Source organism: Selenomonas ruminantium subsp. lactilytica TAM6421, assembly GCF_000284095.1.
GTDB classification, from domain to species: Bacteria; Bacillota; Negativicutes; order Selenomonadales; family Selenomonadaceae; genus Selenomonas_A; species Selenomonas_A lactilytica.
The window spans coordinates 337414-358286 of sequence record NC_017068.1 but is presented as its reverse complement, the minus strand read 5'-3'; the positions used below and the strand labels follow the sequence as shown (position 1 = coordinate 358286).

Sequence of the window (20873 nt, the reverse complement as noted above, 5' to 3'; positions counted from 1 at the left end):
AAATATTCTACCGATTATGCTTATTTCCTGCAAGGATGAATATTTACACATACATGTCAAGAAGGAGAGCGGAGGAAAAATATTACCAGCCACCGGGGGCCTTAGCATATCAATGTAAACCTCATATGCAACTTGACGTATTCAACAACCAAGTATATACTGACCTTAAAATTTATCTTTATTACAAGGAGGAGTTTCATGAACAATCTCGGTTTTATCGGTATGGGCAATATGGCCCAGGCTTTGGCCGCCGGCTTTATTGAGGCTGGTGCCATCCACAAGGAAAATGTCTTCGCCTTTGCCCCCAATCAGGAAAAGCTGGCGAAGAATGCCGCCCGCATTGGCTTTACGCCCATGGCCAGTATCGCGGAACTGGCGGAAAAATGCGATACCCTCGTGATGGCCTGCAAGCCCTATCAGATTGAAAGCGTACTGGCTGAGCTGGGCACGGCCCTCAATGGCAAGAACCTGATTTCCATCGCGGCGGGCTGGGATTTCGCCAAATATCAGACGGTGCTCAAGACCAATACGCCGCTGCAGTTCGTCATGCCCAACACGCCGGCCATGGTGGGCGAAGGGGTACTGCTCTTTGAAGAAAAAAATACCCTGTCCCCGGAGGAACGGGAACAGGTCATGAAACTCTTTGCCGCCGTGGGCCTCGTGCAGGAACTGCCAAGCAATCTTATGGGCATCGGCGGCACGGTGACGGGCTGCGGCCCCGCCTTTGTGGATCTCTTTATCGAAGCCTACGGGGATGCCGCGGTGAAGTACGGCCTCAAGCGTGAGGATGCCTACCGCCTGATCTCCCAGATGGTCCTGGGTTCGGCCAAATTGCAGCTCTCCACGGGCACCCATCCCGGCGTGCTCAAGGACAATGTCTGCAGCCCTGCCGGCACCACCATCCGCGGCGTGACCGCCTTGGAAGAACAGGGCTTCCGCAATGCCTGCATCAAATCCGTGGATGCCATCATGAACAAGTGAGCAAGTGCAAAAATCGCCGTCTGCCCAAGGGCAGACGACGATTTTTTTATTTCCGTTATTCCACTTTGAACTTCTGGACTTCGCCCTGGAGCAGGCCGGCCATCTTGGCCAGCTGCTCACTATTGGAGCTCATTTCATGGACAGCCGCGGACTGTTCCTCGGTAGCCGCCGACACCGTTTCGGAGTTGGCCACCACGCTGCGGCTCATGTCTTCGATATCCCGGATGGCCGTCTGGCAGCTGTCGGCGCTGTCAGTAGCTTCCTTGGAAGCATCGGCAATCTGCTGGGAACGGCTGGCAATCTTTTCCACCAATTCCACGATGGCGGAGAACTCCCGGCCGGTTTCCTCTACACTGTCCTTGGCCGTAGCCAGGTTGTCCGTGCCTTCGTTCATGCTGTTGACTGCCTGCTGGGTTTCCTGCTGGATCTGGCCGATCAGGCTGGCGATCTGGCTGGCCGCTTCTTCCGACTGGGCGGCCAGCTTGCGGATCTCATCTGCTACGACAGCAAAGCCGCGGCCGGCGTCTCCGGCACGGGCAGCCTCGATGGCGGCATTCAGCGCCAGCAGGTTGGTCTGTTCGGCAATGCCGGAAATGGTATCGGTAATGCGGCCGATGGTATCGGAACGCTCGCCCAGATTGTTGACCACCCGGGCGGATTCGCCCACCACTTCGCTGAGGCGGGCCATATCCTTGACGGTACGGCTGACCACCTTGTTGCCGTTCTGGGCCTTTTCCGTTGCCTGCTGGGTTTCCACTGCTGCCCGGCGGGCATTATGGGCCATGCCGCCAATGTGTTCGATTAGGACGCTCATGGACTTAGAAGCATCATCAACAGCGGAAAGCTGCTTATTGGTAGCCGTGGCCACATCGGTGATGGATTCGGCCACCTGCTGGCTGGCCGAAGCCGACTGAGTGGTCATATCGTTGAGCTGGTCGGCATCGCTGGCCACCTGCTCGGCAGATTCACGGATGGAACCCATGAGCTGGCGCATATTCGTGCCCAAAACCTTCAGGATCTCCACCATCTCACCGATCTCATCCTCCCGGGCCACATAGGCAGGATCTACAGGCTCAGCCCGATAGTCCCCCTGGGAGAATTTCCGCAGGCGTCCCGTCACGAAGCTGATGGGATCGCCGAAGCTCTGGGCGATCTTGACGCCCACTGCAGCCATGATGGCCGATACCACCAGGATGATGATGGCAGACATCAGGATCTTATGGTAGAGGGCTTCCTGATTTTCCTTGGTGTATTTGGCAATTTCCGCATCGATGTAGTCAATCCAGGAGCCGGTACCGATGATCCAGCCATAGGGCTTGAATTCCAGCACATAGTTGCGCTTGGGCAGGGACTGGGTTTCACCGGGTTTGGGATAGGAGAAATCCACAAAGCCGCCGCCGTCCTTCTGGCCTTCCTTCCACATGTTTTCCATATAGGGCACGCCATTTGGATCCTTCTCATTGCGGCGCATCTTGCCTTCAGCATTGCGGTTGCCTGCATGGGCCACGCAGATGCCGGAATTCTTCTCATCGGCGAAGAAATAGCCTTTGCCCTCGTCATAGCGTACCGCGCGGATAACATCGAGGGCCATGCTCTTGGCCTGGGCTTCCGTGAGTTCCCCGGACTGCTGGCGGGCGTAGATGCCGTTCAGGGAGGACACCAGCCCTTCCGTCTGGAGCCGCAGTTCCCGGTCATAATGATCCGCCAGTTCCTTACGGTAATCCTGCACCAACTTGTCATTGTCCGAAATCGTGGTATAGATGAAATAGCCGCCCACGGACAGGGTGGCCACTACGCTGACGGCCACGAACAACGCTGTCAGCTTGCCCCGCACTGATTTCATAAAAAACATAGATGTCCCTCCCTAGATTCAATTCACGCCGGTCTTTTTTGCGAATATTGCGTTTTAAATGAATAGTTCTACCTTTGCCTTTGAATTCCTGCCACCGGAAAAAAATAATACCGCTGCCTGACATCATCATCAGACAACGGTATTCCATTCAGCTGATCAGTCCCAGATCCTGCATGACTTCCTGCACCTGGGCGATTTCGATGGGTTTGGAGGCATAGGCGTCGCAGCCCAGCTCAAAGGCCTGATCCACATAGTCCATGTCGGCAATCGCCGTCATCATGATGATCCTGGCCTGTTTCTCCGCCGCCACATGATGGCGGCTTTCCAATTCCCGGATGATCTTCAGCACCATTAGCCCGTCCACCTTGGGCATCATGATGTCCAGGCACATCAGGTCATAAGGCTCGCCGTTCTTGAGGGCCTCCACGTATTTATCGATGGTCTCCAGCCCATTGTCAGCCGTATCACACTGCCCATATTCCTGCAGGAACTCGGTCAGGAAGGTGCAGCTGAGCCGATCATCCTCGGCAATCAGTATCCTCACGGCAATCCCTCCCTGGCTGTCAAGATCAATCCATCTGCATTTTCTGCATACAGTAGTTCATCAGATTTTCCGTGCGGGCATCGTCATGGGGCTTCTTATCTGCGCCAGTCTTCCTGGCGGCCGTGCGGGGACGCAGGATGATACGGCGTTCCCCCGCAGTGGTATCCGCCTCCTCCAGCGGCATCCAGAAGGACACACAAGTGCCCCGTCCCAATTCGGAGTCGATGCTGATCGTGCCGCCCATGAGCTCCACCAGCTCCCGGGAAATCATCAGCCCCAGCCCCGTGCCGCCAAACAGCCGGGTGGTGCTGCTGTCCGCCTGGGTGAAGGGACGGAAAATCCTGTCGATCATGGGTTCTTCCACGCCGATGCCCGTGTCCTCCACGCTGAATTCCAGCGTGGGCTGTCCCTTGCGGGTACTTTGATAGGCAGCCAGGGTAATCCGGCCACTTTCCGTAAATTTCAGGGCATTGGCCAGCAAATTATGCAGCACCTGCCGCAGCCGCAAAGGATCTCCTCTTACCACACGGGGCAGGGAACTATAATCCGTCACCACGAATTTCAATCCCTTGGCACTGGCCAGCTGCTGATAGATTGTCCCCAGCCGGGCCATGGTTTCATGCAGGTCAAAGCCAATGCGTTCCAGACGCAGCCTGCCGTTTTCCAGTTTGGCAAAGTCCAGGATATCATTGAGGATATGCATGAGGTCATCAGCACTGCGCTTGGCATTCTGCAGGCACTCCTGCTGCTTCTCACTGAGGGGCTCCCGCCCTGCCAGCTCCAGCATCCCCACGATGCCATTGAGGGGGGTGCGGATCTCATGGCTCATGGTGGACAGGAACTGGGTCTTGCTGCGGTCGGCTTTCTCCGCCGCCACCTTGGCCTTTTCCAATTCCTGCTCATAGCGTTTGCGCAGGGACTCATCCACCATGGTCACAATCAGCTGCTTTTCCGCGCCTGTGCCCGTCTGGGACACCCCCAGCCGCAGCCACATGCGCTCACCGCTGCGGGCATTCTTCATCTGCACGGTAAATTCACTGGAAAAATCATCGTCCTCAATGGCGGCCTCCAGATTGCGCCGCACAGGGCAATGACGGCAATTGGCGCCATGGCCGCACCCCCGTTCCAGACTGTTCTCACAGCAAAAGGCATCGCCAAACTGGCGGCCCAGCACATTCACGCCTTCCGCCTGCATGATGATCCTGCCCATATCATTGACCGCCAGCACATTGCCCCCGGCATCCAACAGACAGATTCCCACCTTAGCCGCCGCAAACACGGCACTCATATATTTCCTACTGGCATCCAGACGCGCCTCCAGGGCCTCGATCTGGTTCACCACCCCCTGCATCTGCGGGGGAAGCTTCTTCACGGTCTTGCTCATAATCCCGCCTCCTAATGTCAGCTATGTTCCGTCTCCACACAGAAAACAACGCGCACAATCAAGAGGCATTGCAAAGTAATCCTAACCTAATGATAACATAAAGCCGGAAACTTGTATAGCAAAAAATGGGGCTCAAAAAGCCCCAATCTTCATGACATCGCAGTAGCGGATAGGGGCATCGAGAACCTGCAGGAATTCTTTGCGTAGGGCATCCGTCCCCTGCGGGCATTTCATATTGTTCACCTTATAGCGCCCCGCATCGCGATCGCTCCGCGCCTGATTCAGCACCCGGAAATAATCCGCCCACATCATGCCGCCTTTGCGCAGCGTTTCCATCATGCCGCCCATATCCGCTTTGGCACTGTTATAGCGTTCAATGGTTTCATCCATCTCCGCAAAGAACTGGCGGAGTTCATTCAGACGGGCCTGTTTCTCCGCCTCAATCCGCTTGCGTTCTTCCTCCTGCTTGCGCATCATCTATGTCGTTATAGCCCTTGATCTTTTCTAAATAGATCCAACGGAATAAGAAGTAAGTCTTTTTCGTATTTTGGATACAACCAGTCAGCTATGCCTAGACGATTAGCCATAGCTGACTGTGTTAGTTTACCTTTTTTTGCGGAGCATTCGCAGGATTTCCCCGGCGCTTGTCCTAACCGTTATTCGATTCTTCTTTGACATTATTACATTATGAACCATACAATTTGCTATAAGAAGGAATAACCATTAATAGCTCGTACGTTCGCGTGCAACCTCATCGTCAAAAGATTTATTTTCCCAAACAGCACCATCAGTAAAATGTACTTGCTTAACTACGACCTTTGCCTTGCGGCTCTTTTCCATGTTGAACAAAGTCCATCCACCGCTTAGACTTTGACCATTAGCAGCTGTACCTTGCACTGTCAATACAGAAGTGACATTTCCGTAACTTTCATCATTAAATCTGTTAGAAGGTTTTCCGAAATTATCAAACTGTAATACGACGAACTCTATGGCATCAACAGTTTTCGGAGAAACATTTTTCAAGCTTACCTTTACGCTTGCTCCGCCAGCATCCGGTCCAATCTCAATATTCCCAAGCGCGACAGGTTGATCGCCTTGCTGTTTACTCTGCGGGTTTGCTTTATTTTCTTTAGGGACAAACATTGCAACCTTATTCTTCATTTCTTCATTCTCTTTAGATAACGATTCGACCTGACGCTTCAATTCAACATTCTCATCCTGAATCTTCTTCAATTCAGCATCGTTGCCACAACCTGATGTAAATAACATCGTAGCAACGGATAAACCTACAATAGCAGTTGATATTTTTTTCATTATAAATTCCTCCCTATTATGGATTTTTACGATTCAAATAGTCTATGGTTTTTAAATCTAACACAGCATATGTCATCCCATCAGCATGACAACCACGTTCATGGACTTGATATATGAGTGCTATCGTACCTCCACCATATAAGAAATAGTTATCTCGGATAAGTTTACTACCTTTTGAAAATTCATATCTGTCAATTTTTTTATTAGCCGAATTATAGAGTGGACACTCTCTAATTGTATAACTGTCATCAGTTCCTATGTGAACAAAATATCTCAATGGAATTTTTTCGCCTGTCCTTTTATTATAGTTCAATCCGATATATTTATTTTGCGGTCTATAGTGGGCTTGATATGTCCGACTATCATTAAAAATAATCGACAAATAATTATCATCCTCATACTTAGTCTCAAATTTCATTTGTCCTTCATAGAATTTTCCATTATTATAATCTACTTTGAAAGAATTGACATACTTTTTTATATCGTTATTTATCATGTCTGCTATGTTTTTGTCATCACTATCCAGTTGTGGATATTCTATCTGATAGCTTACACCCGACTCTGATATTTTACTAATCGATGCAAATGCTGTGTTTACAAATATAACATAAAGTACCATCACAAATAATAATATTCTTTTCATAAGTAAATCTACCTTTCTTTCAAAATAGCATTCGAAGTAAACTCCTCCAAGAACTGTACATGAAACACTCGCTTCATACGAGATCCCGTTGTTTTTTTACCTTGGAGTTCCACCTACCAATACTTACTGCACCGACATGGCGCACCATATCAATCGCCTTCATAACTTCACAGTCTTCATATACACTGTCGTCGATAATCTCTATCCCAGTCTTCTCTGTTAAGGTATGATATATCTCTGATTAGTTTATCTGCGCCTTTTTTAGATACTTCTAGCATGGTATTGCCTTGGCTTGAATATTTACATATCTTTAATTAATTTTGCAATCTTTGACTACGCTATTTACATATTTTTCTACTCCTTCAGCAACGATAGAAGCATCTATTGCAGAAATATTATATTTTAAGATTATTGCATTTAATCTATTTTCGCAGCTTAATCGAGAATTTGCTGTATGCATGCTCTCCTCGTTATACAAAGGCTTTATTTCTATAAGCATAGATTTTTCCTCCTGAATAATATAAAACTTTGTCTAAATCCTCTTTTTCGAGTGCTTATATATTACAAGTTTACTCTTTTACAGCAAGCTTATCAGAATACAATACCTTCACATCCTCATATGGCACATGATATAGATCCAGTAATCGTAATATATGCCTTCTGATGTTTACCGCACTATCGTGGACGTCTAGCCACAATCGACTACCTTCTATTTTTTTAGGTGCCCTTAAGTCTTTGGGGTGATTAGATATTTTTATTCCGTGTCCTTCATGGTATAACATTCTCTCAATTATTGCAGGATTCTTTTTATACAAGATATTGCATATTTCTACATAGCACGATGTCCATTGTTCCACTGCAACTTGATGATTTCTAAACAACAAGGCATGAAGATGTTTATATGTTACATCATTTTGGTCAATCGTGTACCAATCGGTATCCACCAACGGCAGTGGCTTTTTTCTTTTCTTTACAGGTCTTACTGTTTGCTCATTAGATTTCTTCTCCTGTTTGTAGTAATTAACAAAGTTAGCTGTTTCAGTGATGTACTCTGACAGAATTTCTTGCAGGCTAATAATATCGTGCAGACTTTGATAATCACTGCTTTTTTGTCTTTCTATTAATTCAGCCTCCAAGCAATTCTTTGTATTTTCAAGTTCATGTTGGATTCCTGTTATCAAGGTGCAAATATCATGGCAGTTATTTGGTGCGAATTTATTCAATAAAGATGTTGCTTCTCTTAAATCCATGTAAATTTTCACTCCATTAGTTACGTCTTGTTCTATTTACTTTACAAGCATCATTTATCTTGTAATGGCCTTATCTTTTCAATCAACTCTACAGCAGCAGCCTTTATGCGTCGGTTGTATTTTAGCTTACTGACACCCTCATGTGTCTGCTTGTAGGCATCATAATCCGTCGTCAAAGATATGCTGTCACCCTTCTTAAAATTGTTTAGCAGAGCAATAATGTCTTTACGCTGCGTACACCATTCGGCAGCAAAGTCATTTATCTGATTTTTGATAATGTCCGAGATTCCGGTTTCAACAACAGCTATTGCATCCTGCCCTTTATATTTCAGCGGATTCTGCTTCATATCAGACCAGAAATCGCTGATAACATTAGCCAGAGCAGGATTGCTGTTACGCAGATTATCGTAACGCTTCCTTTCCATCTACTCATTCTCCATATTCTATTGCCCAGCGCCCCGACAGGCGGCAGGCAGATATCAATAAGGATAGCATATATGCCCATGCCTAGCAAGGAAATTCTAATCTTTCTCTAATGTATGCCAATATTTTGTCAGTGGTAAAATGCGGACAACTGCGTTATAATTTAACAATGATCACTTTAATTAGGAAAGTTGGTGCAGACCATGCAGATAAATGATATACCCGCAGTCATTGCCAAGGAACTGGGCGTAACGCCCAAGCAGACGGCTGCGGCCATCGAGCTTTTGGACGGGGGCAACACCGTTCCCTTTATCGCCCGCTACCGCAAGGAAGCCACCGGGGCGCTGGAAGACGAACAGCTGCGCACGTTGGAAGAACGCCTTGCCTACCTGCGCAATCTGGTGAAACGGCAGGAGGAGATCCTCGCCAAGATCGAGGAACAGGGCAAGCTCACGGAGGAACTGCGCACAGCCATCGCCAAGGCGCAAAAACTGCAGGAGCTGGAAGACCTCTACCTGCCCTACAAGCAGAAGAAGCGCACCCGGGCCCAGATTGCCCGCGAGCGCGGCCTGGAACCCCTGGCCCAAATGATGCTGGAGCAGGCAAAGATCTCCGGCACGCCGCTGGATGAAGCCGCCGGCTTTATCGATGCGGAAAAGGATGTCCCCACCGCTGATGATGCCCTGGCCGGGGCCATGGATATCACCGCCGAGGTCATCATGGAGGATGCCAAGCTCCGTGCGGCCATGCGCAGCCGCCTCTGGAACAACGGCCATATGGAAACGGAGCTGGTGGAAGATGCCGAGGAAGCGGAAGTCTTTGCCATGTACAAGGACTACAGCGAGCTCATCCACACCCTGCCCTCCCACCGGATTCTGGCCATCAACCGGGGTGAAGCCAAGGGCTGTCTCAAGGTTCATGTAACCATCGATACGGAAGACTGCCTGAACCGGATTTTCCGCCGCATCAGCAAACAGCCCTCCCCATGGAATGAAACCTTGCGGGCCGTTATCGAGGACGGCTGGAAGCGCCTGCTGTTTCCGGCGCTGGAACGGGAAGTGCGCAGCCAGCTTACGGAAGAAGCCGAAGCCCAGGCCATCAAGATCTTCGGCGTGAACTTAAAGCAGCTCCTGCTGCAGGCACCGCTCTCGGGCCACACGGTGCTGGGCCTCGATCCGGGCTACCGCACAGGCTGCAAGATGGCTGTGGTGGATGCCACCGGCCATGTCCTCGACCATGGCGTGATCCAGGTCACCCAGAGCGACGGGGCCAAAGCCGCGGCCGCCAAGACCGTGCTGGGCCTCATCAAAAAACATGACATCACCCTGATTTCCATCGGCAACGGTACGGCCTCCTATGAGACGGAGCAGTTCACGGCCCAGCTGATTGCCGACAACAAGCTGAACAGCGTCCACTATCTGATTACCAACGAGGCCGGCGCCTCCGTCTACTCGGCTTCCGCCCTGGCCAAGGAAGAACTGCCCCAGTACGATGTCACCATCCGCGGTGCCGTGTCCATCGCCCGCCGCATCCAGGATCCCTTGGCGGAGCTGGTGAAGATCGATCCCAAGGCCATCGGCGTGGGCCAGTATCAGCACGATGTCAATCAGAAGGAACTGGGGGCAACCCTCGACGCCACCATTGAAAGCACGGTGAACCATGTGGGCGTGGACCTCAACACCGCCAGCTCTGCCCTCCTGAAGCATATCGCGGGCATCAACGCCACCATCGCCAAGAACATCGTGGCCTACCGCAATGAAAACGGCATCTTCACCAGCCGCAAAGAACTGTTGAAGGTCCCCCGCTTAGGCCCCGCCGCCTTCACCCAGTGCGCAGGCTTCCTGCGCATTGCCGGGGGCAAGAGTCCGCTGGACAACACCTCCGTCCATCCCGAATCCTATCAGCTGGCCGAAAAGCTGCTGGCACGTCTGGGCTTCAGCCTCGCTGACCTCAGCGACAAGGACGCGCTGGCCATGCTGGCCGCCAAGAGCAAACTGGCCGACTGCGCCAAACTGGCCAAGGAGCTGGATGCCGGCGAACTCACGGTGAAGGATATCCTGGCCGCCCTCGTAAAACCCGGCCGCGATCCCCGTGAGGATCTGCCAGCGCCGCTGACACGCCAGGCCATCGTCAAGCTTTCCGACATCAAGGAAGGCAGCATCATGCGGGGCACCGTCCGCAATATCACGGATTTCGGTGCCTTCGTGGACATCGGCCTCAAGACCGCCGGCCTGATCCATATCTCGGAAATGAGCAAGAAGCGCATCAAACATCCCCTCGATGTGCTGGCCGTAGGCGATATCGTCAAAGTCATGGTCATCAGCGTCGACGAAAAGCGCAATCGCATCGGCCTGTCCCTGAAACAGGTTCCCCAGGAGGAGGCCAGAATCGGATGAACTCACTCATGCAAACCATCGCCGCCATCGAGCCGGCTGACCAGGAACTGGCCCTAAAGGCCGCGTCCAAACTGGCCTCCGTGATGGAGGGGGACGAGGATTCTTTCGGCGGGTGCAAGGACCTGCTCCTGCGCTATCTGTCCATCGCCGGCGACCTGCACCCAGCTGCTCCGGACAAATGCACGGTCATCTGCTGCGCCAGCCATGGCGTGGCCAGCGAAAGCGTCAGCGCCTATCCGGAGGAAACCACCCTGCAGATGACCCAGAGCTATCTGATCGGTCAGGGCGCGGCGGCCAATGCCTTTGCCGCCTTTGCCGACAGTGAGATCTTCGTGGCCGACTTCGGCATCAAAGGGGAAAATATCGACATCCCCGGCCTGCTGGACTGCCGGATTGGCAATGGCACCGGCAATATCGCCCAAGGCCCGGCCATGAGCCGCAAGCAGGCCGTCGCCGCCATCGAAAAGGGCATTGAACTGGCGGACAAACTGGTTTCCGAGGGCTTTGACTGCCTGCTGCCCGGAGAAATGGGCATCGCCAACACCACGGTCAGCGCCGCCATCGTGGCCGCCCTCTGCGGTAAAACAGCCGCGGAGGTCACAGGCAGGGGCACCAATATCTCCAACGAACGGCTGGCCCAAAAGACGGCCATCGTCGCCCAGGCGCTGGAAATCAATCAGCCGGATGCCGCTGACGGCCTGGACGTGCTGGCCAAGGTGGGCGGTTTCGAATTCGGCGCCATAGCCGGCCTTATCTTAGGCTTTGCCGCCCACCATAAGGCCATTATCCTGGACGGCGCCAACTGCGCCGCTGCCGCCCTGATCGCCCAGAGCCTGGCCCCGGCCTGCGTGGACTATCTGCTGCCGTCCCATCGCGGCGGCGAGCCCTCCCAGGGCTTCGCGCTGGAAAAGCTGGGGCTCTCCCCCATGTTGTATCTGGATCTGCGTCTGGGGGAAGCCTGCGGCTCCTCCCTGCTGGCCAAAAAGCTGGAAAACATGCTGGATATCTGGGATGTATTGAGCCATCTGCCCCATGATCCTGTGGAGACACCCTTCCAGCATGTCTATATGCCCACCCTGGCCCCCAAGGTCACCAACAAGACCTTTGATTTCTATCTGTCCACCATGCAGGATCTGGACCTGCCGGCCATGACGGCCTGCAAGGAACGCATTGACAATCTGGTCAAGCCCCTGGACAGTCTGGGCGTCTTTGAACAAGTTGCCGTGGAAATCGCCGGCATCACCGGTGATGAACTGCCCGAATGTGGAATGGAACGGGCCCTGCTCTGCTTCACCGGCAAGGTGAGCAATCCCCTGCATATGCAGCTGATCGCCGCCAACGCCCACAGTTCCCAAGTGGAAGTAACCATGGCCCATGTACGGGAAGGACTGCCGCTGACAGCGGCCTTTGACTTTGGCCGGGAACAGGGAGAATTCCTCTCCCTGTCCTGCCCCTATCTGGCCCTGACCATGACGGAAATCGACGAGCATGCCCCCTTTGGCACCACGGCCGAACTGCTGCGGGAGTCACTGCTGAAAGATGACGGCAGCCTGAAATATCCGGCAGATGAATTCCTGGCCCATGCCCCGGAAGCAGCCCAGCCCTTTATCGGCGCCATGATCGGGGCCATCATCGCGGCGGCCCATAACAGCGCCTTCATCCTCATCGATGATGAGGCCAGCGAGATCATCGCCCGCTATACAGAGCTGTTATGCCCGGCCATCCGTCCCTATATTCTCCATGTGCAGCCCCTGCTCATAAAGGCGGACTGCACCCTGTCCGGAGGCCTCATCGCCAGCCTGGGCATGGACATCGGCGAAGCCGCCCTGACCATGCTCAACAAGATGCGCACCTTTGCCGAAAGCAAGGTCGCCACCGCCAGCGACGGGCCCGGCGCAGAAAGACAACAACACTGAATGCGGAAATAACACAGGGAGGTTGCACGCCACATACGTGCAACCTCCCTTTTACTGTTTCCAGCCGCTTCGAATGTAAAGCCTACCGCAGTGACAGCTTCGTCCTCGTTATCACCTCGGCAATCGTCCTGGCACAATCGCGCAGTTCTTCCTTACTATGCGTAGCCATGATGGCCGCCCGCAGGCGTGCTTCACCTTTGGCTACGGTAGGATAACGGATGGCGGACAGGAAAATACCCTTTTGCTGTAATTCTGCGGCCGCCATCATAGCAAGTTTTTCATCTCCCAGAATTATGGGGACTATTGCTGATTCACTAGAGGCATCTATACCATTTCTCTGCAGACTCTCACAGAAGGCAGCCGTATTATCCCGCAGTTTCCTTACGCGCTCCGGTTCACGGCGCAGTATGCTTAAAGCTTTGTCTGCTGCAGCTATGGCGGCGGGACACAGGCTTGTGGAGAATATATAGCTTCTGGCCGTATTTCGCAGATAGTCGATTAACAATTGACTGCCGCAGGCATAGCCGCCCTCGCTGGCCAGGGATTTGGATAAGGTTCCCATTAAAACATCCGGCTTTTGCTTCAAGGCGAAATGCTCCACGATGCCGCGCCCGGTTTCTCCTATAACACCTGTGGCATGTGCTTCATCCACCATGGTCAAAACCTTATAGCGGGCAGCCAGCTCCATGATCTGCGGCAGATCAGCTATATCGCCATCCATACTAAAGACCGCATCTGTCACAATAAGTCCCTGGCAGGGCGCATAAAGCTTCAGTTTTTCCTCCAGGTCATGCATATCATTATGACGATAGATTACCGTTTTGGCATGACTCAACCGGCAGCCATCGATAATACTCGCATGATTGCGTTCATCGCTGAATATGATGCTGCCCTTGATTCCCAGCGCGGATATGATTCCCACATTGGCCATGTAACCTGTATTGAACAGGATGGCCGCTTCCGTACCTTTGAAATCTGCCAGTTGGCGCTCCAACTCATTATGTATGGTAAGCGTTCCTGTAGTAAGCCTTGCTCCTCCTGAACCTGTGCCGTATTTTTGTACGGCTGCAACGGCTGCCGCTTTCACCTCATCATGATCGATAAGGCCCAAATAGTTATTCGAGGCTAACAGCAGCTGCTCTTTTTGACGGCAAATAATATGCGGTGCCTGCACCGTTGCTATTTCCTGCGTTTCCCGGTAAAGATGTTTCTGTCTTTTGTCCTGTAGGATTTTTTCATAAACCGCCCAGGGTGAAGTGATGTTTACCTCATCGCCTGCAGGCGTAAGCGGTACATGCCGCACCAATACCCGTTGTTTTTCCAGATAGTCCATGCACGCAGCCACATCGTTCCGATCCCCGCGATATAAGAATATGCGGCCGCCATCCGGACAGCCCATTTCTTTCATCTTGGTGATGCGGACATAGCCTGTTTTTCGCGTGGCTATATATCCTGTGATGTAATCCGGATCATCTGACATACAGATTTCCGCTATGATATGCGGTGCATGCAGTACTTTACTGGCCAACACAATAGCTTCCTGAAAGTGATTCTTGCCCGCTGCTGCTGTCCTCCCCAGCGAATGTTCTGCATCCATATAGGTAGCCCTTATGCCGCGGCTGTGGTCAGGCTCCAAACGCTCCAGGGTATCCACGTCCAGCAGCATCGCACCGCGCATCCCATATGTATCCTTAAAATGCTCCATGATGGCCGGACCATTATGAATGCCCAGAGCCTCCAGCACGCTCAGGATAAAGTCACGCCCTTCCGCAGGCGAACTCACCGGGTGCGTCGAAACAGGCAGAGCATCAATATACTGCAGTTTTGATTGGTCAATTGCCTCGATCTTCATATTGACAAAATCGGCTTTTCCCTTGGCATGATGCAACGCTCTCTCCAACAGCCCTTGCATCTGCTCAGGCAGTTCTTCCTCCGCCAGGATCTTTTCTGCCCCTGATACATGTTCTGCCTGCAGTCCGTTCTGTCTGCTTGCACGCATCTTCAAACTATATACGGACATCTAACCGCCACCTTCTATGTTATTCTTCTTTAGCATAACATAGAAAAAAGCATTGTCAACCTTAACATATAACAAAGTTAACATTGGTTCCTATACAACAATAAAGGCTGCTGCATAAGTTGATTTTCACTCATGCAGCGGCCTCTTATTTTTGCTGGCAGGCAGGGCATAAACCATAGAAATAATACTGCTGGCCTGTCAGCTGGTAGCCGGTCGCCTCCGTCACCTGCTGGCTGAAACTGTCCGTAGGCAGCGTCTTTACATCATCCACCCGGCCGCACTGGATGCAGTGGATATGGGGGTGGGGCTGAACTCTGGCATCGTAGCGGAAGGAATCCTCCCCCACATTGAGTTCCTGGGCAATGCCCACCTCGCAGAAAATCTTCACAGATTTATAAACCGTGGCCAGACTCATGGTGGGATAATCCTCGATCAGCTGGCTGTAAAGTGTCTCCGCACTGGGATGCTCATTGGTATGGGCCAGGGCACTGTACACCGCCAACCGTTGCGGCGTAACCTTGAAACCGCGCTCCCGCAGCAGCGCAGTCACTTCCTTCGGTTTCAATGGGGGACGCATGATCTACCTTCTTTCTTTAAGTAACGAATAACAATTATTATTTAGCAACTATTTTAATGATTTCCCCCCTCCCTGTCAACAGCAAAATGAGGAAGCCTCCATTTGGCTTCCTCATTTTTAACGCCTTTTCCGCGCACAGATCTTATTGGGCTGTAGTTGCCACACCGTACAAGGTGGTATCGTTCTTCGTCTGGATGTAGAACTCCGTGCCGGCAGGCAGGTCGATGTTCTTGCCGTTGACAAAGGCACCGCCAATCACGCCGATGGGGCCTAAGAGCACGATGCCGGCCAGGCTGGCACCGGCGGCCATGGCCAGGTTCTTCATTTCCTTTTTGGACTCCTCGCCCATAAAGGTGGCCACGTAGGTGCCATCAATGGACTTAACCTGCTTGTAGTCGATGTCCAGCTTGGCATTGCGGCCGAAATTCTTGGCCTGCTTCACGCTGTTGACCGTACCATCTCCCGGTTCGCCTTTGGCAAAGACCAACTTGCCATTGACGATGACATCGGCAGCGACTTTATAACGGATGGTATCGCCCTTCTTGAGATTCTTGGATTTCACCGGGTCCACCAAGGCAACTTTAATCAAGGTATTCTTCGGCACGGTTACTTTTTCCATGGGCAGCTGCGTCGTGCCGAAAGAAGCATTGGCCAGATTGGTAATGCGCTGTTTGTAGGTGCCTTCCGTGGTCTGGCCGTTGATGGTCATCTCCATGTCAGCCACGCGCTTTTCCACAGAATTCATGCTGGCTTCGTGGTCGATATTCCACTCGATGGCATTGAGCTGGGCCAGGACGGAAGGCTGGCCGTTGTTCTTGTAGACTTCATCGTACAGGGCGTCCACTCTGGCCATCATGCTGCCCGAGCGATGCGCACCGTCATAATCTTTCTCCAGCTTGTTGATGCGGTCCAGGATGGCACCGGTCTGCTCCGTGCCATAGGTGTCCTTTTCCATGACGGCCAGCTTTGCCTGCACCGTCTCCGGGGTAGCAGCAACAGCCATCCCCGTGGATGTTGTTATCATCAGTGCCGACAGGAAGGCGACACATACTTTGCGGAATTTCATGTTCGTTCCTCCATTCATTTCGTCATCAGAACCTCTATCATTTTACCATATTTTAGCGCAAATATCTTAAAAACTAGTTAGAAACCTCAATTTTTTCCTGCTTTTTGGCCAGCTCATACTGCTCCGCCTTGGTTTCCGGGGCATGATAGCCTGCCGGTTCCGGATGGATCAGGATATCGAAGGCGCCGAACTCGGCACGGATCTGCTCCTCCAGCTCATCGCAGATGGCATGGACCTGGGCCAGATGCATGTTGCCATCAAAAAGCACATGGACATCCAGCAGTTTATAGGAGCCGGATTTGCGGGTACGCAGGCAGTGGCAGCCCTTGACCTCAGGGATATCATCGATGATGGCCATAATGCGGTTTTCCTGTTCCTCCGGCAGGCTCACATCGGTAAGCTCCATGGTGGAATCCACCACCATCTTCCAGCCCTCCCGGAAGATGATCAGGGCCACTGCAATGGCAATGACGCCATCCAGCCAGGCCCAGCCCGTGAATTCCATGAGGATCAAGCCGGCCATTACCCCCACGGAGGTCCAGACATCCGCCCGCAGATGCAGGCCGTCTGCCTCCAAGGCCTGGGATTCGGTAAGCCTGCCCACCTTGATCAGCCGCTGGGACACGATGATGTTGATGACGATGGAAACCAGCATGATGGCCACACCGAAATGCAGAAGTTCCGGTACTTTGTCCTGCCCCAAGTGTTCAAAGGCCTCATAGACGATACCGCCGGCCGCCGCCACGATCAGCAGGGCCTCCACCGCCGCCGACAGGTTCTCGAACTTGCCATGACCGTAGTCATGCTCCGTATCCGGTGGCGTGACGGACTTTTTCACCGCCCAGAAGGCAATCAGGGAGGCCACGAGGTCCACGCTGGAATGCAGGGCCTCGGAAATCAGGCTCACGGCCCCCACCCAGACGCCCACCAGCAGTTTCAGCAGCACCAGCACGGTGTTGGAAATAATGGATAAATACGCTGTGTCTTTCTTCAAAATGTCTATCTCTGTCATGCTATCCCTCCATTCTATATGCGAAAAGCCTCTCCCTTCTCAGGGAGAGACTCCGATCATTCAATTTCCCTGGCGCGGCTGCTCGTAGATAAAGTCCACCACTTCCTGCATGGGTGATGTCTCCACAAAGGGCAGTTCCGGGGATACGTCCTTATTTTCTTCCACAATCTTCTTGGTATCGTAGGCCTGTACCTTGCAGGCCAGGGTGCGATAAACCATCTTTTCCTTGTTGAATTCCATGAGGTAGGTATAGCAGCGGTTCGTGCGGGCCTTCACCACCGCTACACGGGCCTGCACCAGCTCATAGTCCTTCTTCTTACCATCCGGCTGCAGCTCCGCCCGCTTGGCATAGGTGATGGAGTTCGTGTCCACATAATAGCCGGTGGGGCCTGAAGCATCCACAAATTCCATATTCTCCATGGCAAAGGACGTAGATACCGCCATCAGCCACAGGCCGCATAACAACGGCAAGATCCGTTTCAATTTCATCTATTTCGCTTCTTTCTTTGATCCTTGGTAATATATTTGCTGAACAAGACTCATTATAGCGAAAAAGATTATTTGATGCAAGGTGGATTGCAGCGATTCCCGGAGCACGGGTTACATCGATTCCCGAAGCTGATGCCGTCAGACGGCCGGGGCTGTCACGTCCTTCCGCTGAGCCGCCGGGCCGCGACAGCCCTCGCTTAGCTCAGCGGCCTTTAGTACGCATTATCATCGTACCAAGAAAGCCAAACACATCCTGAAGGCTGAAGCCCTCTACCGCGTGCAGGACTGGACTTCGAGGGGCGGGGGCTTGTGCACACAAAAAATAAAAGAACCCCTTCTAAGGCAGGGCTTCTCAACATACCTTTTCCATCAGCTGAATGTTTCATAGCTTAAAGCCAAGTCGTGGTAACGTATCCCCCACTCATCAGAAAAGCGTTTCTTGGCACGCCCCACATTTATTAATGAAGTTATTAACTTCACATATCCCCACTCGGCAACATACTTTTTCGCTCTTCTCTTTCATAAACAGCATCTAGTGTTATATCCACAATTTCCCGACCATTATCACTTAAATCCATATATTTGCGCATCTGACGGTGAACCTTGGGGACGGCATCACCAACAGACGACACATTATCTGCACTGCCTAAAATGTAATCGGCACTCACGCCAAATATACCAGCCAGTTCCTTTATCTTCCGAACCGGTTGGATAACACCACTCTCATATTTATTGTACGCCGTCCGCGAAATGCCGATTTTTCTCGCCACCACTTCCTGCGACCATTGCTTTTCCTCACGCAGCAGGCGCAACCGCTGTCCCGTGATACTCATAGAACCACTCCCTATATATTAATTTTACAGGAAATGACCGTCGGCACAAGATGTGAGTTTCACGCACTATTTTATTGACTATCACCGGCAATTGTCGTATAATTCATAATATACAGTGTGCGTTATAGTCACAGGAGGACGCGTCATGAACCGCATCCGCGAACTGCGCAAGACACAAAAACTCAGTCAACAGGATCTGGCAACAAAAATCGGTGTTGATAGGTCAACTATTGCAAAATGGGAAACTGGCATAAATAATCCCCGTACAAATAAGCTACGTCAATTAGCGGACATTTTGTCCTGCCCCTTAGAAGCGCTTCTTCCCGAATCGAAAACCAAACATATATAAGAATCAAACTTATATATAAAATTTGAAACAATATTTTTTCATGCAATAGCATGTCTAAAAAGTTGCATACTATGTATCTAAAAGGAGGAGAATTTATCATGGATTCGACCAACAATGCACAATTAACTACCAACACTGAACCGGCTATCATCGAGGTTTACCGCATCAGTCGCTATGTAGGCATGTTATGTGCCTGCAAGGTATATCTTGATGATACAGAAATAGGCCGCATCAGCAATGGCGACAAGCAACGCTTTGAAGTTCCCCTTGGTCTGCATGAAATACGTATAAAAATGAATTGGTCCTTCCTAAAAAGTCGTCCATTTAGTTTCAAAATCAACAATGGTGATTTTATTCGATTACGCTTCGACTTTACCTTTGGTGGTTTTGCCACAATTACCAGTTGGTGGATGGTAAAAGCAATTTTTTCCGGCGGCAAAGTTATAAAGATTGAACAATACTGATATAGTATGCATATCATCTTCATAAAAAAAGTCCATGTTATGAATAGGAGGTATGTATCATGTCTACACTTTCTCTTCTGCTTTTCCTACTATTCTTCCCATTACTTATCGCGTTTATTATTCTTTGGTGGAAAAAGAGGAAAGCACGGATAAATGCAGGTGATAATTATGAAAATAATCCTCAATACATCAAAATAAGTAAAACGAAACGTCTTGTAGGCATTTTATGTATAGGTTCCATAATTTTAAGTTTTGCTATCAAGCCAGAACTCACGCCTGAAGAAAAAGCTCGCTACGCAGCAGAACAGCAAATCAAAGCTGAACAGGAAGCGAAACAAAAAGCCCAACAACAAGCTGAGCAAGAAGCCAAGGAGCAAGCCGCAAAAGAACAAAAAATGGCCGAGCGAATCACCAATTTACCAGAAGACGAAAGGAATGTATTCAACGCAAAATTCCAGGAATATCAAAAAAATGAACCAGAACCAATAGCAAAAGAAAAGGCCTTAAAAGATGTTGATTCCTTCATAAAGGAAAAAGAAGATAATGTAAAAAAAGCCAAAGAGGAAGCAGCACTAGCCGAAAAGAAACAAGTTGAAGAAGAAAAAAAACGTAAGGAACTTACATCATTGGAAAAAGCAGGAAAGATACGATACAATGAATTAGGAAATGGTATGGTTGATGTGATTATTACTGAACGAGCCACTTTTAAGCACGATACTAACGGGATAGATAATATTGTTAACTACGCTGTCCAAGATGAGCACGAACGCAATATTATCAGCACATCACGCCAATGCATGAAATTAGTTCAAACTGTAAAAGATGCCGGGATAAATGTTAACAATTTTACAATAAATTTAACAGGCGATACCATAGACAGTGCAGGATATAAATCTACAGGCAATGTGGTAATTTGCGAAATTGCAGGAAACAAAGGGTTCAAAAGGGATGATCCATATTCATTTTACAATAACACTGACAGATATTGGATGATAAACGGATTATAAATACGAAGAGCCACCTGCTGGTGGCTCTTCTCCCTCTACGGCTGACCTTTGCCCGAGGTATTTACTGATTGCTGTACTACTTCATCAGCACGGTAAACAAATAATTGGCAAGCAATCCTGCAATCAAAGAAAGCAGGAAGTCGCGCAATAAAGCTAAAGGATGCATAAACGAAACCTCCCTTCCGCTGAGAGGCGCACAGCAAAATAATTATAGCATTTTATTGAAAACTATGCTACAATATCCGTAGCTAAAGGTTGTATAAGCATAATGCGTTGCAGGTTGACCGCCTGTGACGCACGGAGTCCGCTGATTGGACGAAAAAAGAGCCATCTTGACCAGATGGCTCTTTTTA

21 protein-coding genes are annotated in these 20873 nt (G+C 50.7%); 6 read left to right on the top strand and 15 right to left on the bottom strand.

Translation table 11 applies throughout. The annotated features are described in order from the left end of the window. Positions 1 to 198 precede the first annotated feature (198 nt). The gene (gene proC, locus SELR_RS01695; protein WP_014423470.1) at positions 199 to 981 is read left to right on the top strand and encodes a pyrroline-5-carboxylate reductase; all 783 of its coding nucleotides are present in this window, start codon (positions 199 to 201) and stop codon (positions 979 to 981) included. Between the two features lie 55 nt (positions 982 to 1036). On the opposite strand, the gene SELR_RS01690 is transcribed toward proC, so the two are convergent. From SELR_RS01690 to SELR_RS01650, 9 genes are all read right to left on the bottom strand, one after another. Further along, positions 1037 to 2833, bottom strand: a complete 1797-nt coding sequence (locus SELR_RS01690) for a methyl-accepting chemotaxis protein (protein WP_014423469.1) — start codon at positions 2831 to 2833, stop codon at positions 1037 to 1039. Positions 2834 to 2981: 148 nt separating this feature from the next. Next, positions 2982 to 3377 carry a response regulator gene (locus tag SELR_RS01685; RefSeq protein ID WP_014423468.1) on the bottom strand — a complete coding sequence of 132 codons (396 nt, stop codon included), beginning with the start codon at positions 3375 to 3377 and terminating at the stop codon, positions 2982 to 2984. 25 nt (positions 3378 to 3402) lie between these two features. Then, positions 3403 to 4761 (bottom strand): PAS domain-containing sensor histidine kinase, encoded by a 1359-nt coding sequence (locus SELR_RS01680; RefSeq protein ID WP_014423467.1) that lies wholly within the window; start codon positions 4759 to 4761, stop codon positions 3403 to 3405. A gap of 132 nt (positions 4762 to 4893) precedes the next feature. Beyond that, positions 4894 to 5238, bottom strand: a complete 345-nt coding sequence (locus SELR_RS01675; RefSeq protein WP_014423466.1) for a hypothetical protein — start codon at positions 5236 to 5238, stop codon at positions 4894 to 4896. Positions 5239 to 5484: 246 nt separating this feature from the next. After that, positions 5485 to 6075, bottom strand: coding sequence for a DUF5780 domain-containing protein (locus SELR_RS01670; protein ID WP_014423465.1), 591 nt, complete (start codon positions 6073 to 6075; stop codon positions 5485 to 5487). 16 nt (positions 6076 to 6091) lie between these two features. Further along, the gene (locus tag SELR_RS01665) at positions 6092 to 6718 is read right to left on the bottom strand and encodes a polysaccharide deacetylase family protein (protein WP_014423464.1); all 627 of its coding nucleotides are present in this window, start codon (positions 6716 to 6718) and stop codon (positions 6092 to 6094) included. A 310-nt stretch (positions 6719 to 7028) separates the two neighbouring features. After that, entirely contained in the window at positions 7029 to 7217 is a 189-nt protein-coding gene (locus tag SELR_RS01660; RefSeq protein ID WP_041914226.1) for a hypothetical protein, read from the bottom strand. A gap of 70 nt (positions 7218 to 7287) precedes the next feature. Beyond that, on the bottom strand, positions 7288 to 7968 hold the full coding sequence (locus tag SELR_RS01655; protein ID WP_014423463.1) for a hypothetical protein: 681 nt from the start codon (positions 7966 to 7968) through the stop codon (positions 7288 to 7290). A gap of 50 nt (positions 7969 to 8018) precedes the next feature. Next, a complete protein-coding gene (locus SELR_RS01650; protein ID WP_014423462.1) occupies positions 8019 to 8393 on the bottom strand; it encodes a hypothetical protein in 375 nt (124 codons plus the stop codon). A 201-nt stretch (positions 8394 to 8594) separates the two neighbouring features. On the opposite strand from SELR_RS01650, the gene SELR_RS01645 reads away from it, so the two are divergent. Together SELR_RS01645 and SELR_RS01640 are read left to right on the top strand one after the other, a co-directional pair. Then, positions 8595 to 10787, top strand: coding sequence for a Tex family protein (locus SELR_RS01645; RefSeq protein ID WP_041914225.1), 2193 nt, complete (start codon positions 8595 to 8597; stop codon positions 10785 to 10787). Next, the gene (locus tag SELR_RS01640) at positions 10784 to 12703 is read left to right on the top strand and encodes a nicotinate-nucleotide--dimethylbenzimidazole phosphoribosyltransferase (RefSeq protein WP_014423460.1); all 1920 of its coding nucleotides are present in this window, start codon (positions 10784 to 10786) and stop codon (positions 12701 to 12703) included. Before SELR_RS01645 ends, SELR_RS01640 begins: the two co-directional genes overlap by 4 nt. Positions 12704 to 12785: 82 nt before the next feature. On the opposite strand, the gene bioF is transcribed toward SELR_RS01640, so the two are convergent. The 6 genes from bioF to SELR_RS17580 form a co-directional block, all read right to left on the bottom strand. After that, on the bottom strand, positions 12786 to 14723 hold the full coding sequence (gene bioF, locus SELR_RS01635) for an 8-amino-7-oxononanoate synthase (RefSeq protein ID WP_014423459.1): 1938 nt from the start codon (positions 14721 to 14723) through the stop codon (positions 12786 to 12788). Positions 14724 to 14868: 145 nt separating this feature from the next. Continuing rightward, complete coding sequence (gene perR / locus SELR_RS01630; protein ID WP_014423458.1) at positions 14869 to 15300, bottom strand: transcriptional regulator PerR; 432 nt, start codon at positions 15298 to 15300, stop codon at positions 14869 to 14871. 142 nt (positions 15301 to 15442) lie between these two features. After that, on the bottom strand, positions 15443 to 16366 hold the full coding sequence (locus tag SELR_RS01625) for a hypothetical protein (protein WP_014423457.1): 924 nt from the start codon (positions 16364 to 16366) through the stop codon (positions 15443 to 15445). A 73-nt stretch (positions 16367 to 16439) separates the two neighbouring features. Next, positions 16440 to 17378: a cation diffusion facilitator family transporter gene (locus SELR_RS01620; protein ID WP_014423456.1), complete on the bottom strand. Its 939-nt coding sequence runs from the start codon at positions 17376 to 17378 to the stop codon at positions 16440 to 16442. 60 nt (positions 17379 to 17438) lie between these two features. Beyond that, positions 17439 to 17867: a hypothetical protein gene (locus SELR_RS01615; RefSeq protein ID WP_014423455.1), complete on the bottom strand. Its 429-nt coding sequence runs from the start codon at positions 17865 to 17867 to the stop codon at positions 17439 to 17441. A gap of 476 nt (positions 17868 to 18343) precedes the next feature. After that, positions 18344 to 18700, bottom strand: coding sequence for a helix-turn-helix domain-containing protein (locus tag SELR_RS17580; RefSeq protein WP_014423454.1), 357 nt, complete (start codon positions 18698 to 18700; stop codon positions 18344 to 18346). A 145-nt stretch (positions 18701 to 18845) separates the two neighbouring features. On the opposite strand from SELR_RS17580, the gene SELR_RS01605 reads away from it, so the two are divergent. The 3 genes from SELR_RS01605 (at position 18846) to SELR_RS17575 (ending at position 20520) form a co-directional block, all read left to right on the top strand. Beyond that, a complete protein-coding gene (locus SELR_RS01605) occupies positions 18846 to 19049 on the top strand; it encodes a helix-turn-helix domain-containing protein (protein ID WP_014423453.1) in 204 nt (67 codons plus the stop codon). Positions 19050 to 19147: 98 nt separating this feature from the next. Further along, positions 19148 to 19513 carry a hypothetical protein gene (locus SELR_RS01600; protein WP_014423452.1) on the top strand — a complete coding sequence of 122 codons (366 nt, stop codon included), beginning with the start codon at positions 19148 to 19150 and terminating at the stop codon, positions 19511 to 19513. Positions 19514 to 19572: 59 nt separating this feature from the next. Then, a complete protein-coding gene (locus tag SELR_RS17575; protein WP_014423451.1) occupies positions 19573 to 20520 on the top strand; it encodes a hypothetical protein in 948 nt (315 codons plus the stop codon). The last annotated feature ends 353 nt before the right edge of the window (positions 20521 to 20873 follow it).

Excerpts from the sequence above, each read along its gene's own strand:
- proC (WP_014423470.1), top strand. The coding sequence starts at position 199 with ATGAACAATCTCGGTTTTATCGGTATGGGCAATATGGCCCAGGCTTTG.
- SELR_RS01690 (WP_014423469.1), bottom strand. The coding sequence starts at position 2,833 with ATGTTTTTTATGAAATCAGTGCGGGGCAAGCTGACAGCGTTGTTCGTG.
- SELR_RS01680 (WP_014423467.1), bottom strand. The coding sequence starts at position 4,761 with ATGAGCAAGACCGTGAAGAAGCTTCCCCCGCAGATGCAGGGGGTGGTG.
- SELR_RS01675 (WP_014423466.1), bottom strand. The coding sequence starts at position 5,238 with ATGATGCGCAAGCAGGAGGAAGAACGCAAGCGGATTGAGGCGGAGAAA.
- SELR_RS01670 (WP_014423465.1), bottom strand. The coding sequence starts at position 6,075 with ATGAAAAAAATATCAACTGCTATTGTAGGTTTATCCGTTGCTACGATG.
- SELR_RS01665 (WP_014423464.1), bottom strand. The coding sequence starts at position 6,718 with ATGAAAAGAATATTATTATTTGTGATGGTACTTTATGTTATATTTGTA.
- SELR_RS01660 (WP_041914226.1), bottom strand. The coding sequence starts at position 7,217 with ATGCTTATAGAAATAAAGCCTTTGTATAACGAGGAGAGCATGCATACA.
- SELR_RS01655 (WP_014423463.1), bottom strand. The coding sequence starts at position 7,968 with ATGGATTTAAGAGAAGCAACATCTTTATTGAATAAATTCGCACCAAAT.
- SELR_RS01650 (WP_014423462.1), bottom strand. The coding sequence starts at position 8,393 with ATGGAAAGGAAGCGTTACGATAATCTGCGTAACAGCAATCCTGCTCTG.
- SELR_RS01645 (WP_041914225.1), top strand. The coding sequence starts at position 8,595 with ATGCAGATAAATGATATACCCGCAGTCATTGCCAAGGAACTGGGCGTA.
- SELR_RS01640 (WP_014423460.1), top strand. The coding sequence starts at position 10,784 with ATGAACTCACTCATGCAAACCATCGCCGCCATCGAGCCGGCTGACCAG.
- bioF (WP_014423459.1), bottom strand. The coding sequence starts at position 14,723 with ATGTCCGTATATAGTTTGAAGATGCGTGCAAGCAGACAGAACGGACTG.
- perR (WP_014423458.1), bottom strand. The coding sequence starts at position 15,300 with ATGCGTCCCCCATTGAAACCGAAGGAAGTGACTGCGCTGCTGCGGGAG.
- SELR_RS01625 (WP_014423457.1), bottom strand. The coding sequence starts at position 16,366 with ATGAAATTCCGCAAAGTATGTGTCGCCTTCCTGTCGGCACTGATGATA.
- SELR_RS01620 (WP_014423456.1), bottom strand. The coding sequence starts at position 17,378 with ATGACAGAGATAGACATTTTGAAGAAAGACACAGCGTATTTATCCATT.
- SELR_RS01615 (WP_014423455.1), bottom strand. The coding sequence starts at position 17,867 with ATGAAATTGAAACGGATCTTGCCGTTGTTATGCGGCCTGTGGCTGATG.
- SELR_RS17580 (WP_014423454.1), bottom strand. The coding sequence starts at position 18,700 with ATGAGTATCACGGGACAGCGGTTGCGCCTGCTGCGTGAGGAAAAGCAA.
- SELR_RS01605 (WP_014423453.1), top strand. The coding sequence starts at position 18,846 with ATGAACCGCATCCGCGAACTGCGCAAGACACAAAAACTCAGTCAACAG.
- SELR_RS01600 (WP_014423452.1), top strand. The coding sequence starts at position 19,148 with ATGGATTCGACCAACAATGCACAATTAACTACCAACACTGAACCGGCT.
- SELR_RS17575 (WP_014423451.1), top strand. The coding sequence starts at position 19,573 with ATGTCTACACTTTCTCTTCTGCTTTTCCTACTATTCTTCCCATTACTT.